This window comes from Pseudoalteromonas sp. McH1-7 (assembly GCF_013366255.1).
Taxonomy (GTDB): domain Bacteria; phylum Pseudomonadota; class Gammaproteobacteria; order Enterobacterales; family Alteromonadaceae; genus Pseudoalteromonas; species Pseudoalteromonas peptidolytica.
This window is the reverse complement of sequence record NZ_JABWPQ010000023.1, coordinates 1-15,620: the sequence shown is the minus strand read 5'-3', so window position 1 is coordinate 15,620 and position 15,620 is coordinate 1. Positions and strand designations below refer to the sequence as shown.

The window sequence follows — 15,620 nt, the reverse complement described above, 5'->3', positions numbered from 1 at the left end:
TCCCTAACTCTACAGAGCCCTTACTGTTCGTTTCTGGTTGCCATTGCGTCGTGTTACATTCGCGTTCACACCTAACACAATGCCCTTTTGATGATGAGTGAGTACCAAATCAGATGGCACGGTTCCAATATATTGTGCTTCCACTTCAACCACGACTTCGTGGCTCACATAGTGGCTGCATAACGACTTGATCGCGCTTAATAGCTCAACTTGCTGCGCTTCTTGCTGCTCTAATTTCGAAAAAATAGCAGCATCTTCGTACATAACAGTGACCGTTAATGTTCTGCCAAGCTGAGCAAACTGTGCACCGAGTACCGCGCCTCGACCAAGCTGACAGGAGCCTAATTGGCTTCTTGCATGTGAAGGTATACTTTTGACCTCAATGTCACTCATCGTTAAGTGAATTGCATGAGGAAAATAATGCCTTAGCAAGCGCTGTAAGTTACTCAAAGAATAATGCTCTGCCCGAGTGATAAGTGTTGCAGGAAGCATGGATAACTCGCCGTAGTGCTCTGTAAGCGAGCTAAAATAGCTTTGCAAGAGCTGGCGCTGTTGTTGTGCTGTGGTCGTTGTTTCTGTACGAAAAATCAAAGAAGAAAATGATTTTATCTGTAAAGATTGATGCACCAAGGTATTATCAAAAATAGCAAGAAATCGTAGATAAGCTCGGTTATTTCGCAGATACGCTTCTTTGAGCCAATCTAAAATAAAATGTGCCAACCCGCCACGCTCACCAAATAAAGTGGCTTCGTTACTGTCTACCACAAAGTGCTTATCAGCCAGCTCTTGATAGTCTATTTTTCTTTTGCCATAGGTGTCTGAAAACAAGTGCTGCTTGAAGCTGATTTTTTTCGCCCCAGCCACCCGCAATAATCGAGTAAAGTGAAGTACCGAAGAAACTTTAGCAAATAGGCGTCGCGTCAACTGCATACTCGCGCTCCTAGTTGCGCATCAAAGCGCTTTGCAGGCCAGTTGTAACTGGTATATTTCACGGTTAATTGACTACAGCGATCAAATGGAGTTTGCGCTGCTAAAAAGTCATTAATAAGCTCAGCGAAAAGTGAAAAGTCAGCATTGAGCTCTGAGTTATCTAACGTCAGTGTAAGCGCCATGCCAGGTACAAATATCATTCTTCCTTCAACAAGAAATGGTGCATTGATCTTTTCAGCACACACGTCATAAATTGAATTTAGTTCCTGATGAGTGGCATTAGCATTGACAAACAATTTTAAAAAGCCAATTAATGACGTTTTGGCGTCTTCTACTTGTAATAGCTGAGAGAGATTAAAAGACATGAGCTTGAGCAAGCGCCAGTAATTTTTTTCATCTGTTGCGACATTACTCGGCTGGATAGTGACACCGCCAACGTTAAACTCTCCTGCCAACGCTTCTTCAGTATTCACCACGATTTGGTTACCTACATGGACTTTGTTGGCAAGCTGCGCATCATAACAGGTGATCTGTGCAAATGCGGTAAACCCATTAGGGTAAGTCGCTGTCGCCTTGTTTATAGGTAAAACAAGGTGCTTAACCTCATCCAAAGAAGCTGTTTTATTAGCCTCGTCAATATGCCCTAGTTTCACACTCTGAGACCAATATAACTGCGACTCAAAATCGACGGTCTGCGTACCTACCACAGGCGGGATCTCTTGCTGCCCCTGGGAGGTCACAACATACACTTTATCGATGGAATAAATTTGCACATGATGCTGACTGGCATCTGCTATCACGGGATATGACAGCTCTTGATAGTTCACTCTTACGGGCTCAGATGATTGATGAAATAAATTACTAAATAGTGTTTTGTTTATCTTCACTGAGAGATTTCTTTCTTCCAGCAACACAGCTCCTAGCTCATTTAGGTAAAAGTCGATAAACACACTTTTACCATGACCGACATTAAGCTTATGCGGGTTTTTCAAAATAAAGAACTGGCGCTTTGCAGGGACAGAAAAGTACTCTTTAAGCTTAAAATAGGCGGGAATTTCGTTACTATCTATCGGTGAGATAAGGAAATCGTCGTCAGCCAGTAACGGATGAAAATTACCTTTACCCACATCATATGCAAAGTCGTCATCGGCCACACAAATGGCCACTTTGGTGACGGCTTGGTTAATAATATCGGCAACATTACGGCCAATAGACTCGTTACTAAAGTGCAACTGGATTGGTTGTGCCAGTGCTTGCTGCATATCCACATCACTGCTCAATGGCGATAATTCGACACGCAAGCAATATGGTGAAAGTTTACTATCTAGGTTGGCAGGCACAGCGTGTTGAAATGGGGTTTGCTCTAACTTAAAGCGCGATACCGACATAGGTGAGAAAGTCACAGGCAAGGAGTTACACAACTTAACCGTGGTGTTATCGTCACCTTTATTAATGACATCCAACTCAACTTCTACTTGTTTATCTAAAAACACCGGTTTGTTAAAGTCGTCGGCATTAGGCTGAAAATGCGCTTGCACCACCATAGGTAACGTTTTAAACAAATTAGGCGAGACAATATCCGCAAACTCTTCTACATGACGTGTTCGTAGGGCATCAATTTCCATCGCATTTTTTGCCGCAACCCATGCAAAACTGTCAATTAACCGTGTGACATTAGGATCTTCTTGGCCTTTGTCATTGAGGTTAATATGCTCAGCTTCTCTTCGAAAATGTTTTCGAAAGCCTTCTAAGCCATAGCGAATGCTCGCTAACTCATCTTCGAAGTGCTTTAACATACGACTAATCATATTGACTCTCGTTTTCAATCAATACAGTAAGACGCGTCAAATCAATATCAGTGTCAAACTGCAATAATTCTTCTTTGCCTTTAATCGAAAGTACCGCTGAGATCTCAAAACGCATCGTATTAGCAATATGTTTTTCTTCGTCTTGCGCAAGATACATAACTTCTATGCTGTGAAGTCTGGGCTCAAATTGACTTATTTTGTTTTTGATCCGCATGGCGATTTGCTCACCACTATTGAGTCGGCTAAATAGCGCAATGTCTTCAAGACCAAAGCAAATACTCGATTGATTGACCAATTCTCGGTCACGTTCCTGTAAAAATGCGGCCTCTGTTTTTAAGATCAGACCGATATTATGATGGATCGACTGCACCACCTCGGTAGCATGATCCGCAGAGACATCTTCTCTATCCATATAAAATGCACTGAAAAAGCTCATCGCTCTACCGCCGTGGATAAACTTACCGTACTGGCGACCCGGTCAAATTGATACTGTGGCACTAAATCAACATGACAACTGTAACGCTTAAATTCACCTGACTCTTCCACGACACTGACTTTAGCCGACTTTAGGGGCATCTTCGCGAGTGTCATTTCATCCGACACAATTGAATTTGAGCAGTACTGCTCTAACCAATGTGTCAGGTTGTTTTCACAATCATGTGCTTCCATTGAAGAGCCAACCATTTCCCTAAGTTGCACCTTAAGATAATGGGCAATGCGACTGATCATCAGTGTAGTTTGTAGCAAATAGCGATTTTCTGTCTCACTTTCTGTTTTGATAGAGCAATTGGACTGAAAAAAGTATCTTTCATTTAATGGGTTATGGAATATGGGGATCAAACCAAGCTGAGAAATAAACGCCGCATTACTGGCCGCAAGCCGCGTTTTAAATACCACGGGCAGCTCCTCCTTTTTGGCGCCATAATAATGAATGGCGCTGCCCCCTGAGCCATCTAATTTGCGTGATTTTAAGAATCCAAACCACCTAACCCGATTAAACTCAATAATGACATTCTTTAAAAATGTCGTCGCCGTATTTCCCCAACGAAAGTTGTCTTGAGCATCTTCATTAAACACAAAACCCGCGGGGTGATAACGGTAAATGCGTCGATAACCGACCTTGTTAAATACCAAGCCAATAAAATGGCTGTTGTCTTTAGCTCTGAGACGATGCCAACTCTCAAATTCATGGGCGGCCAGCACCCGCTTTACCTTCGCGGTATCGCATAAAAAAGACTCTCCTGTCGCCCCGAGGAACGCTTCATCAGCATCCAAGACGATAGGACAGAGGCTTTTCTCGCCAAGTTCTGCAAGTAGCTCAAGGGTATAAATATCATCAAACTCATTAGCATAATCGATATCTAAGCTAATATTATGATCAATAACGATAAGACCATAAGGCTCCCCACCAAGTGTATTAAACTCACGGTTAGCTATTAGGTTATATAGCTTTGCCTGTTTAACCGACGGCGAAATATTGAGATCTTGAGATATTTCAGCCCAAGAGATATTCAACAGCTTTACTCTTACCGTCTTGTAATTAACGGGTAGGTTAACCAGCTCATGCAGTGATCGCCAACGCGCCTCTAATGCCACAAACTGGCGATGAGACATAACCAATGACAGCTGTTCACTGATCAAATTGTCTATCTCAGCAATTAATAGCTTTACTTGTGCAATCTGGTTTGAGTGATGTACTGTCGTAGACATGGGGAATCGCGTTCCAGCGCTCAATTAGTTAATACAAAGAAGTGGAGTGAGCATACCCACAGGTATTATCTCACTGCCACTTAATGCTTTTAACGCTCAGGTGAGGCGATAAAAACGTTTTTATCATTAGCCAGGTAGGCTTGCTACCATACGCACAGAGGTCGTTAGCTCTTCCATTTGTAACCAAGGACGCAAATGCGCAACGGCTGAATACGCCCCAGGGCGACCTGGTTGTTCGATCACTGAGATTTGTGCTTCAGCAAGTGGGGTTTTAGCGCGCTCTTCATTACCCATAGCACCTGAGTTTGTGTACATCGCAATCCACTCACTCATTTGCTTTTGAATATCTGCCGCTTCCATATTCGAACCAATATTGTCACGCCCCATTACCTTGAGGTAATGAGCGATCCGGCTACTCGCCATGATATATGGCAAACGTGCAGAAATAGCTGCATTAGCGGTCGCATCAGGATCCGTATACTCTTTTGGTTTTTGCGTAGTCTGCCCACCTAAGAACACGGCATAATCTGTATTCTTATAATGTACTAGCGGCAAAAAGCCCAAGTCGCTCAGCTCTTTCTCACGCTCATCGGTTAAGTTCACTTCAGTTGGACATTGCTGTGTAATATCACCAGAATCCGTGAGGTACGTAAGATTTGGTAAAGCCTCTACTTTACCGCCGTTTTCCATACCACGAATTGCAGTACACCAACCATAAGCTTCAAATGCTTGGTTCATTTTAAGCGCCATTTCGTAGGCCGCATTTGACCAAACAACTTCATCATTACTTGTCGGCTTTGGATTGCCAGCGTTGTCAGTTGCAAGCTCTTCAAACTCAAACGATTTGATTTTTTTACCTTTACCACCGTACGGTAAACGCGCCATGGTGCGAGGCATAGTCAGCGCTACATAACGGGCATCATCGCTTTCTCTGAATGAGTTCCACGAAGCATAACTAGGCGAATCAAAAGCAGGTGCTATTGGTTTACCTTCACTGAAGGTAGAAAAGCTACTTAGTTCGAACATTTCTGGCGCCGCCGCTGCGATAAATGGCGCATGGCTTGCCGCTGCCACTTCTCCCATATAACGCAATAGCGCAACATCTTCATCATTTTGTGAAAACGCGTAGTCACCCAGGATCAGGCCGTACGGCTCCCCTCCAGCTGTGCCATACTCATGTTGATATAGCGTATTGAACAATGGGCTGCGGTCTACTGCTGGCGCATCTTCAAATTGCTCAAGCAGCTCATCTTTTGTGATGTTGAGTAATTTCACTTTTTGAGATGTACCCAGTGCACTGTTGCGGATCAGTTTTTGTAAACCTAACCACGAACCTTCAAGCTCTTGAAAACTGTCTTGCTGCATAATCGCAGAAAGCTGCTGAGACATTTTTTTATCAATCTCAGCCACCGCATTTGCAATAGTGTCAGTGAGGTTTTTATCCCATGTTACCGTGCCAGACATTGCTTCTTTGGTTAAAGAAGTCAGTAGCTCTTTGGTTCTATCAGGTGCCGTTTGACTCGTCGCACTGATAGCACGGTCTAAAAACGAACCGCTATCGCCTGCTGCTGCGCCGCCATCTTGCTGTAATTCTTCAGACATTACTCTTCTCCTTTCACGCCAAGCTCGCTAGACAGCGCGCTCAATGAGTCCGCGCTTTGTAAAATGTCTTTAAGGAGCTTTTCAAAATCGCGAGAGCGATCCGCTTTACTTAGCAGCTCATTCAGCTGATTACGGGTTTCCAGTAGCTTTTTCAGTGGTTCGATACGTTGAACCAAAGCGTCAGGCTCAAAGTCTTTCATAGATTCAAAATCTAGATTAACTTCAAACTGGCTGTCATCAGCTTCGATGACATTATCTACTTTCAATGAAAGTGAAGGTTGAATACGGCCCAGTACATCATCAAAGTTATCTTGATCGACTTGAATAAACTCGCGATCTTCAACTTCTTTTGGGTCCTCTCTGTCACCAGAAAAATTACCGAGTACCGCTGATACAAACGGCAGCTCTTTTTTCTCAGTAGCGCCGTTAGTTTCAACATCATACGTAATACTTACGCGGTTTTTACTAACACGCTTATGTTGCGAATTAAGTGCCATAATGATTTACCTTACTTAAGATCAGCCGCAGAAGTAAGCTGGTTAGTGGTTGCATCGTATTTAACAGATGCAGCTTTCTCAAGCTTACCGCCTTCGTCTTCAACGAAGAAGATTTGCTCAATTTTGGTGTAAGTAAGCGAGAATGACTCAGACGGTTGACCGCCATCGCTACCTGAAATACTAAAGTTTGCCATACGTGCTTCTTCAAGAGAGATAACATAGTAAGGCACAATCCCTTTACCATCACGAGACGGCTTAGTCATCACTAGCTCAACGGTTTTACCGTCTGCACCTGGCTGGAATAAGTAAGTTAGTAGGTACGGTGTTGCACCATCATACGTTTTAGAAATGCTGATTTCACCCAGCGCCACCATACCGTTATCTTGGTTGTTTGCATTGCCAATATCTACAGAAACGCCACGCATAGCGCCCCAAGATAGGCTATCTACTGCGAACCAACCTTTTTTGCTGTTTAAATCGGCAACTGTAGCAGCCCCTTTGATGCTGTCATTGCCGTCGATTCTCATGAAAATTGACGCCATTTGTATTCTCCATAGCTATGTTATTTTTCCCTACTTAGTGTAGGCACAAATTTAAATCTTTCATTTCCCTGAACCATAAGTTCAGGGCTCTTCGCTACCAAAGCGGCCCTGATGTCGCGCTGCTATCTGTTGCAGGCTTTACTTCAGGCTCTGGTTCAACGTTTGCTTGCACGGGTTGCACCGGTTCTGGCACAACGGGTTCAACAACCGCAGGAGTCGGATTAGATACTGCTACACTCTCTTCCGACAATAATTCACCTAAGTCATTGTCTACGCCCGTCAGCTTGCTGATTTCTGCAAGTGCTGGTGAGTCTTTGGCAATTAACTCTCCCATTAAGTCGGAGAACGACATATTTCCCCACCGAATTGCTCTTGCAAGCAAGTAAGGAATAGGACTGTGTGGCTCGGTCTTTTTGAAAAAAACCGCAATTCTATTTAATTCTTCCAGCGCATGTTCACGTGTATACACAGCTTTTGCGACAACTGGCTGCGTGGCAACTACAGCGGCTTGCGGTGCTTGATAGGTGGCCTGTGGCGCGCTCTTGGCGGTTTCATTTAGCGTAGCGACAACAGGCTCTGCTGACTGTACTTCCTCAGTGATTGCTGACTCTTGCTGCTCAACATCAGGAAAAAAGTACTGATACATCAACTTTATTTGCTTGATCGTATCGCGTATAAAGCGAAAGCCAAGCAACGCCAAGCCATGTTTGTTACGATAACCATTGATGAATAAATCAACGTCTTTAAGCTTGCTTTCAATCTCGCTCAACAGGTTAAAGCGCTCACTCAACTCGCCTTTTCGCGACTGCAGCGTGGCTGCAAATTCCGCTTTTTTCGCCTCAAGACTGCCATCTTTTTGCGCCAGCAAGTAGTCACCAAAGGTGTATTCATCTAACAACGGATAGTGCATCAATGGTACGTTCAACAAGCCAGAATTTGGACTGTCGCCAGTTAACTGCTCAAGTGGTTTGGTTTGGTTATCACAATGCTTTTGTGCAGCCTCTGTGGCATCTAGCTTGGCGACTTTCTTTTCAGGAAGCCTCGGATGAATAGATTCTCCAAGTTGCTTAAGTGCAAACAAAAAATCGCCTAACCCTTTATTAAATAAAGATAAGTCATCTTTTTTGTACGCCAATGAAGCAAGCCACCATACAAACACTTCGATGTCACGAGAATCATTTTTAAGCGTTTCACCTGCACTTTGCTGCAACTGATACCAATCATCAGCGTTTTGGCGCTGAAGCACTTGATCTTGAGCCGAGGCAGGCGTTTCTAACAACTTACGCAGGCTGGACTGTGCGACGTTGAGTAAATTACGTAGTTCCCGAAACTTAGTCCGCTCTTCTTTAAGAAATACACCGGCATCAAGCTCAGTACTCGGAGAAAAAAGTAACATAGGCGGCTAATTTCAACCCTATACGCGTTATTATTTATTCTTCATTCCATTGTGGAGCAGAATGATCCAAAGTCAAGATATTAATACCTTGTTAAATTATAGGGTTAGATCACAAAACCGTTAATACACAGAGAAAAAACCATTGTTTTTCGCTATAAATACAAGCATGAACCGCCCTAAATGACGAGAAAATATCAAGCAACTATGGACAAAAAATGAATTTATTCAGACTTTTTGCTGTTTTTCAAAAAAACCTAAAAAACACTTTAATTATAGTTTTTTAACTTTGATTCAACTTTTACATTCCACTATAGTTGCGCCAATTGGCGTCATACAAAGAGGTTTAAATGAAAGACAATTTCATCAGGGATGGCATTAGAGGCAACTTAGTTGTTAAAGACTTTGTGCCTGCCACAAAAATCGGTAAGTTTGATCTCAAAGTGGAACCACACAAAAAGAAAATCACCGTGATTGTCAAAATCTTTTATCGATTTATCGACAACACCGAAGATCAACTCTCTTGGTCCATGAATGAAAAGAATGAATTTAAACGCAATGCCCGGCGCGTCATTTTAGAGAAATGGGCAAACAATTATAAGATCCGCTGCACTAAACAAAACTGGGAAGAGTTTGTGATGGACATTAACTTTGTCATTGCAGAAGTGAACAACCCAGCGTACTGCCGGTATATTGTCGAGGTGAAAAAGCTTGCACGGTATAAATCTAGTGGTGGTATTAATCATGGTATGGTTCCGCATGTTTGCGGCGTAAACAATTTCGCCAATGAAATTGACACCACCAAAAACCAAGAGCGGATTTTCAACTACAAAGAGGGGTTACTGCGCTCAGGATTGAGAAGCTTGCTGCCTGCCGGTGATGGTGACTATATTACTTTTTCATCGGATCAACACATTCTAACCAGTGGTATGAAAAGCTATTTAGACCGTTTTTTAACGGTTGTAAGAGCACGTAGAACCCCAGATGTACTTGGTATTAAAGCGTACATTATTGGCCTGAAAGGCAAAAATGACAGCACCTTTACATACAATTTAGAATCACGCCGAGCAAATTCAGTTGCCAACTATATTAACCAGCGCATTGTCGGCGACAACTTCGCTATTGTGGCCAACACGTCTCAGCAGTGGGCAAAAGACGCAGTGACCTTTTTAAAAACTCGCGATCGTAACCACACGGTGTCTGGTCAAGATGGTGGCGTACTTATTGTTATTCGCACTCCGCATAACGTCGATCGCACCGTACCACATAAATACATTGTGATGACGCATGAATTTGGGCATATGCTTGGGCTGCCTGACGAGTATTTTGGTGTGCATAGCAACTCCACAATGGCGAAGTTAAGGCTAGATAATGTTTGGCCAAGCACCATACGCTCACAAAGGGTATCGACAGGGAACAAACGCCTTAGAGAGATGCAAGACGGCTTTACGCAAATGGCCACGCAGGCCAATGTGTCTTTGCCTAACCTGATTTCTAAAACCACCATAGTCAAACGGCCAGAGGCTGAACAAACTTATCAAGAAATACAAGATAAAAATGACCAAATCACTCGACGCAAGCAACAGTTAAAAGATACCTTTGGTCAAAATAGTTGGGCCTACAAAAAGTATAAAGACTCGCATCCTAGACTTTATGCGCCCCCGAGCACAGAAGCAATTTCCAACAGCATCATGCACAGTGGCAGCGATATTCAAAAGGTGCATTTTGTGACAATTTGGTCGGCGTTGTGCAAAGCAACTGAAACACATCTAGATGTCACTGAATGGGAGATTATCCCCGCTGAATAAAGACTATCACTCCTGACGTGTGAGTAAGAAAGGGGTAAGCAACGACAACAGTCTTTAGTGAACAATAATAACCATGTAGCACAAACTAAGGGGGAAGCATTGTCTGGTTTTCCCCATTTGATCTTTGTTAGGTATTTTTATAACGAAGTTGTGTTTAAACGATATTCCACATTGTTAATTTTGATAGCGTCTGGAATTTGAGCAGTAGTGAAGCAACCAAATGAAATAACGCTAAATAGTACACCTATGATGCGAAATTTCACGCTACCGTCTTGGTAAGCCTAACGCTTGCCTAACTGGCGCGAAATAGCAGGCAAAAGTCAACGACAAAGGAACGCAAGCCTGCTGTTTTGCTGCCGTGGTTTAGGCACTTGTTAAGCCTCATTTACTTACGAGTTCCTTAATGCTTTTTACGACCAAGTCACTGTCATGAATATGCAAGAAATGTTTTTCTGATTCCGAATATACAATTTTGCTATTTTTTGACAAGCTCTTGAAGTAACCATCTGCGTTACTATCAAGATCATCCATTTTTTGGGCAATCTCGTCTGGAACAAATGGCGGGTCATAACGTTTGTCCGTATTTTTTGCACGTATTGTAATTAAAGGTTTTGATCCAAAAGTTGAAGCATTCTTTAATTCTTTATAGCTTTTCATGTGATCGACTTTTTCTGGTACCTTTTCAAATAACGGATCAAGTACTGTTAGCTCAAAGTTCATCTGACGCAGTAGTTGCTTATTATCTGTTTTAAGTTCTTTTGGCCAACGTGTACCCATAGTATAAAAGTAGCCGAAAGTTGGTGGGTCAATTAACACCGCTCCAAGCACCTCTTTTGGAAACAAGTTATTATATGAGTTTATGATATATGAACCATACGAATGGCCTGCAAAATAATAAGGGGATTTAACATTTGCAGCTTGTAATAAGTTGCGTAGCCTTCTGGACATGTCATTTACTGTAAATGGAACAGGGCCTTTTTCACTCTTTCCAAGGCCAGCACGATCGTATAAGCACACACTAAAATCGTTTTTTAAGCGTTTTATGTTTTTTAGCCAAACCCCATCAGAACCAGAAAGACCAAAGCCTTGCTCAAGTATTAATTGAGGCTTGTCATTTTCGTAGCATTCAAGATACAACTTAAACCCACCCACATCATATAGCCCTGACTTTGTTGGTTGTAACTCTTGCTCTGTACCTAGGGCACCAAAGCTAATAAAAATTGAGAATAACCATACAATTGATTTCATTTAGACTCCACTCCCTCAATGAGGCTTAACATTTTAGTATTTATGCGACACGCAGTTTGTGTTGCATAATCGCTTGTTGGACTGAGCCGCTACCTGCTCGGTGTGACAGAGTTGGTGTTGTCTATGCTATAGCTTAATTGGAAAAATAGGCTTTTTGGAGGCTCTCACTTTCCTAGCTAGTGTAATCAGTTTAGCTACTGTTATGTAAGCTTTCCCTGCATTGCTCAGCGCTTATTATGTATTCATTACACCTAAATTTGCCTTAATAAGCAATTATATTTTTACGCGTAAAGAAGCCACTAGCCTGAGCAGTTAATCAGGTTAACCAGTTGATTTTAAACAGCTATCTAGCTACCAACTCGTTCGATCTACTTTGGCCGTTGTTGCATCTAACTTGAATACGCCAATTAGCCGCAAGATACCTGTTGTTGTGGTTCAATAAATCCGGACACTATTTTAGGTGGTATCATTACCATTCAACTAGTGAGCAAATTCGCTGACACCCACTGAGCAAATTCGCTGACACCCACCACTAATTTGCACCTTCATGAGATGCCGCCTAAGCTTTAGCTCTACACTCAATGGATTGAGGAAACCAAGCGATGGCGACTGCCCGTAAAAGACAAATCAGTTTAACCGACACCAAATATTATCACTGTATCTCCCGTTGCGTCAGGCGCGCATTTCTCTGTGGCGAAGATAAATTTACTGGTAAATCATACGAACACCGCAGGGATTGGGTTGAAGAAAAGCTATTGATGTTGGCTTCCGTATTTTGTATTGATGTCTGTGCTTATGCCGTGATGAGTAATCATACTCACATTGTTTTATATGTTGATGATAAAAAGGCGAAACGTCTGTCCGATGAAGCGATAGTGATACGATGGCACAAGTTGTTTAAAGGTAATTGGATAAGCCAAAAATTTACTGAAGGTGAGCCACTCAATGAGTCGGAGCAGTTGATATTCGACGAGCTGGTTGATAAGTACAGGCAAAGGCTGGCCGATATTAGCTGGTTTATACGAGTACTTAACGAAGACATCGCCCGCCGAGCAAATAGAGAAGATAATTGCACAGGTCGGTTTTGGGAAGGACGGTTTAAATCCCAAGCATTACTGGATGAAGCAGCGCTGGCTGCTTGTCTCGCATACGTAGACTTAAACCCCATTAGAGCCAACATCGCCGCAACGCCTGAAACCTCAGACTACACCAGCATCAAAAAACGCATCGACCACGCGAAGATGGGAAAGCAACCAAAAAACCTACTACGCTTTGTGGGCAGCCCACGAAAACATATGCCAAAAGGCTTGCCTTTTGAACTCAAGTCCTATATTGAATTGGTTGAACTCACAGGCCGTTGTATTCGAGACGACAAGCGAGGCTATATCTTTGAATCTCAGCCCATACTCACTCGACTCAATATAGAACCTGAGAACTGGATAAAACTCACTACGCAGTTTTCTCAGGTATTTCACGGTGCAGTTGGTCGAGAGCGAACAGTAACCACCTACTGTGAAACACTGCAAAAGCGACGGCGGACAAACCTAACAAACTGCGAGCGCTTGTTGGCTTAGCAAGGCGAACCTATCAACTCGAAAATCTATAACTGTTGTATTTACAACTCTTTGTTGTGCGCGATAACCCAGCTTTAGTGTAGGGATATGCTTGGGCGCTAAAAATTGGCCTACCGAAAAACGTTTTTGTACCCAGTGATTGAGGTGTTTATATACTTTCTTTACTTCACTACCTCAGTTTGGATGCTAATTGTGATGGGTGTCACTTGTTTTCTCACTTGTTTTCTCTTGTTTTCTCTTGTTTTCTGGTGTAGCGAAGCGAAACTGAGCCAAGCCTTAGCAGTCCCGCACTTTATTGGCTTGTTAAGTATTACCTACGCCAATTCGCATAATTTCAGATTTAACATCGTTTATTTGTTTATAAATGACATAGCTATTTTGCTCGAAGTCCACTAAATATTTTGTGTTTGATTCAAAATCTAATTCGAAGCTTTTGCTCGTGTTTAACTCATACCAAAACTCACCACGTAGCTCTTTCCAAGTTAAGACTAGTTCATGAGTTCCAGGCTGAAACTCTGCTGCACTAATATATTTACTGTCACCCACGACTTTTCCATCAAAGCTTTTTATACGAACAAGAGCAGGTTTTTTGGTGTCTATTTTGGAAGAGAATACCATCATAGACTGGCCCAATTGTGGTTGTGGAATTCCAACAAAACCTTTCGTATGGATTTCAGAAAAAAATAGAGGTTTAGCTATTTCAGGTCTTGTCGCTGCACAGCTAATTAAAAGTAAACTTAAAAGAAACACTAAATACTTCATAATCTCTCCATAACTGAAGTAATACCTAACGCCTCGCTTAACCGGCGCAAAATAGCAGGCTAAAATTAGCGACGAAGGAGCGCAGCCTGCTGTTTTGCGTCCTTTGTGGTTAAAGCGTTTGTTAGGTGTTTTTGTCCCAAACTATTCTTTCAATTTCCCAGTTTTTATACTCTTTGTCTGGGTTAACCCAGTTAATTATTGGAGTTTCCGCTGTGAAAAAGGAAACATCAACAGTATCAGTAGCAATATGATAATAGTGTTTACCGTCTGTTACTTTATCTGTTACATCAATCAAAATGCACAGGTATTCGTTCTTTGTATCATCAGGCTCTCCGTAATAGTTAACTTTTAAGTCGTAGACCGAACTAAAGGTAACATCACATTCCTTTTCATCTGTTTCAGGATCACAGGTTAACTCTAATACGACAGAAGGAACTAAAGCATCAACCTGTAATTCTGACACCCAATAACATTGTTGTTTGAACAGGACTTCTTTAAAAGGCACCATCTGTAGAAACACCTAACGCTTGCCTAACCGGCGCAAAATAGCAGGCTAAACTTAGCGACGAAGGAGCGCAGCCTGCTATTTTGCGTCCCTTTTGGTTTAGGCACTTGTTATATGCCATTTATTAAATTACTTCAATTTCTTAGCTAACAGAGCCTGAATTATCGCCCTGAAATTTAGTATATAAAACAACACAACAAGAAAAATAGAAGAAACTAAGAAAAATGACTTTGTGTAACTATAAGACCACCCATAAGCAATAGATAAAACCCCACAAAGTACTGCCAGCGCTATAACTGTATACGCTGGGTATAATAGTAAGTATTGAAACAGTAACTTACGCTTAGTTATCATTTTGTCTAGTAGTCATAATTATTAAAGCTGGCTCAATTTCAGCTATACCTACTTATTTTAAATATGCCATTCGACGAAACCCTGTATGGCATATAACGCCCGCATAACGGGCTAATAAAGCTTGGCTATAATTGGTGAGGCACGAACCAAGCCAAGCTTTATTAGTCCATGCGTTGATGCGTTTGTTATGTATTTATAAAAATACAGCTATTAATACAACTATCAAGGGAATTCCCGTTATTAATGCAAGTAACCAAATGTTTGAGGAAAGGTTGTTAATTTTTTCGTTTAGGTTGTCAATTTGTTCATGAATATTATCTTGGCAAATACGTTCGTTAGACATCGAAGACGCCGAAGCTATTAAATTAACACCTAAGGAGATCAACACAACATTTACCAAAATGGAGCATATGACTAGCATTGTTTTGAAATCATTTAGTTCTTTTTCGCTAGACTCTTTTATAGGCTCACATGCTTTAAGTTGCGCGGTATTAATATTTGGATTTGCGATTTTTGTGTAAATATAATTCAATTGGCACGTTTCATACTCTTTTTCATATTTACCTACGGTATCCAATAAAGTCATAAGAAGGGGCGCAATTAAAATGCAATATATTATTAACCCCCCACCGTTTATCAGTAACTTATTCCGGGTGGGGGTTTTGAGAGAAATTGAAGTGTGCCCCATTAAAAGAGCTGGAATGACAACAGTAAAAACGGCATACATAGCAGCATTTAGTGCACCAGACTCAAAAGGAAATAAGTATGTAGAAATGAACTCAACCATGAGCTAGAAACTCCGAAAATACATAACAATTTAATATCGACCCAATGGGTCGTTTCTCTACCGAGTCATGGGTCATTAATCTCATTGTACCAGTTTTATC

General features: G+C 41.9%; 14 protein-coding genes. 2 read left to right on the top strand and 12 right to left on the bottom strand.

Features of this window, described 5'->3' with window-relative positions; translation table 11 throughout:
• Positions 1-9 precede the first annotated feature (9 nt).
• The 8 genes from HUZ36_RS16045 to HUZ36_RS16010 form a co-directional block, all read right to left on the bottom strand.
• Entirely contained in the window at positions 10-930 is a 921-nt protein-coding gene (locus HUZ36_RS16045) for a type VI secretion system baseplate subunit TssG (protein ID WP_176033388.1), read from the bottom strand.
• A complete protein-coding gene (locus HUZ36_RS16040; RefSeq protein WP_176033387.1) occupies positions 921-2,738 on the bottom strand; it encodes a type VI secretion system baseplate subunit TssF in 1,818 nt (605 codons plus the stop codon). The genes HUZ36_RS16045 and HUZ36_RS16040 overlap by 10 nt, the downstream gene beginning before the upstream one ends.
• On the bottom strand, positions 2,731-3,174 hold the full coding sequence (gene tssE / locus HUZ36_RS16035; protein ID WP_125250766.1) for a type VI secretion system baseplate subunit TssE: 444 nt from the start codon (positions 3,172-3,174) through the stop codon (positions 2,731-2,733). Before tssE ends, HUZ36_RS16040 begins: the two co-directional genes overlap by 8 nt.
• Positions 3,171-4,448, bottom strand: a complete 1,278-nt coding sequence (locus tag HUZ36_RS16030) for a type VI secretion system contractile sheath domain-containing protein (RefSeq protein WP_176033386.1) — start codon at positions 4,446-4,448, stop codon at positions 3,171-3,173. Before HUZ36_RS16030 ends, tssE begins: the two co-directional genes overlap by 4 nt.
• Positions 4,449-4,574: 126 nt before the next feature.
• Positions 4,575-6,050: a type VI secretion system contractile sheath large subunit gene (gene tssC, locus HUZ36_RS16025; protein WP_125250768.1), complete on the bottom strand. Its 1,476-nt coding sequence runs from the start codon at positions 6,048-6,050 to the stop codon at positions 4,575-4,577.
• Positions 6,050-6,547 carry a type VI secretion system contractile sheath small subunit gene (tssB, locus tag HUZ36_RS16020; RefSeq protein ID WP_125250769.1) on the bottom strand — a complete coding sequence of 166 codons (498 nt, stop codon included), beginning with the start codon at positions 6,545-6,547 and terminating at the stop codon, positions 6,050-6,052. The genes tssC and tssB overlap by 1 nt, the downstream gene beginning before the upstream one ends.
• 11 nt (positions 6,548-6,558) lie before the next feature.
• Positions 6,559-7,089: an Hcp family type VI secretion system effector gene (locus HUZ36_RS16015; RefSeq protein ID WP_125250770.1), complete on the bottom strand. Its 531-nt coding sequence runs from the start codon at positions 7,087-7,089 to the stop codon at positions 6,559-6,561.
• Positions 7,090-7,183: 94 nt separating this feature from the next.
• Positions 7,184-8,485, bottom strand: coding sequence for a type VI secretion system protein TssA (locus HUZ36_RS16010; protein WP_176033385.1), 1,302 nt, complete (start codon positions 8,483-8,485; stop codon positions 7,184-7,186).
• 347 nt (positions 8,486-8,832) lie between these two features.
• Here HUZ36_RS16010 and HUZ36_RS16005 point away from each other — a divergent pair, with 347 nt between their 5' ends.
• Positions 8,833-10,290, top strand: coding sequence for a hypothetical protein (locus tag HUZ36_RS16005; protein WP_176033384.1), 1,458 nt, complete (start codon positions 8,833-8,835; stop codon positions 10,288-10,290).
• Positions 10,291-10,671: 381 nt separating this feature from the next.
• On the opposite strand, the gene HUZ36_RS16000 is transcribed toward HUZ36_RS16005, so the two are convergent.
• Positions 10,672-11,538 carry an alpha/beta fold hydrolase gene (locus HUZ36_RS16000; protein ID WP_176033383.1) on the bottom strand — a complete coding sequence of 289 codons (867 nt, stop codon included), beginning with the start codon at positions 11,536-11,538 and terminating at the stop codon, positions 10,672-10,674.
• A gap of 602 nt (positions 11,539-12,140) precedes the next feature.
• On the opposite strand from HUZ36_RS16000, the gene HUZ36_RS15995 reads away from it, so the two are divergent.
• The gene (locus HUZ36_RS15995; protein ID WP_176033382.1) at positions 12,141-13,112 is read left to right on the top strand and encodes a transposase; all 972 of its coding nucleotides are present in this window, start codon (positions 12,141-12,143) and stop codon (positions 13,110-13,112) included.
• A gap of 303 nt (positions 13,113-13,415) precedes the next feature.
• On the opposite strand, the gene HUZ36_RS15990 is transcribed toward HUZ36_RS15995, so the two are convergent.
• From HUZ36_RS15990 to HUZ36_RS15980, 3 genes are all read right to left on the bottom strand, one after another.
• The gene (locus HUZ36_RS15990; protein ID WP_176033381.1) at positions 13,416-13,874 is read right to left on the bottom strand and encodes a hypothetical protein; all 459 of its coding nucleotides are present in this window, start codon (positions 13,872-13,874) and stop codon (positions 13,416-13,418) included.
• Between the two features lie 121 nt (positions 13,875-13,995).
• Complete coding sequence (locus tag HUZ36_RS15985) at positions 13,996-14,382, bottom strand: hypothetical protein (RefSeq protein ID WP_176033380.1); 387 nt, start codon at positions 14,380-14,382, stop codon at positions 13,996-13,998.
• Between the two features lie 544 nt (positions 14,383-14,926).
• A complete protein-coding gene (locus tag HUZ36_RS15980) occupies positions 14,927-15,520 on the bottom strand; it encodes a hypothetical protein (RefSeq protein ID WP_176033379.1) in 594 nt (197 codons plus the stop codon).
• Positions 15,521-15,620: the final 100 nt, after the last annotated feature.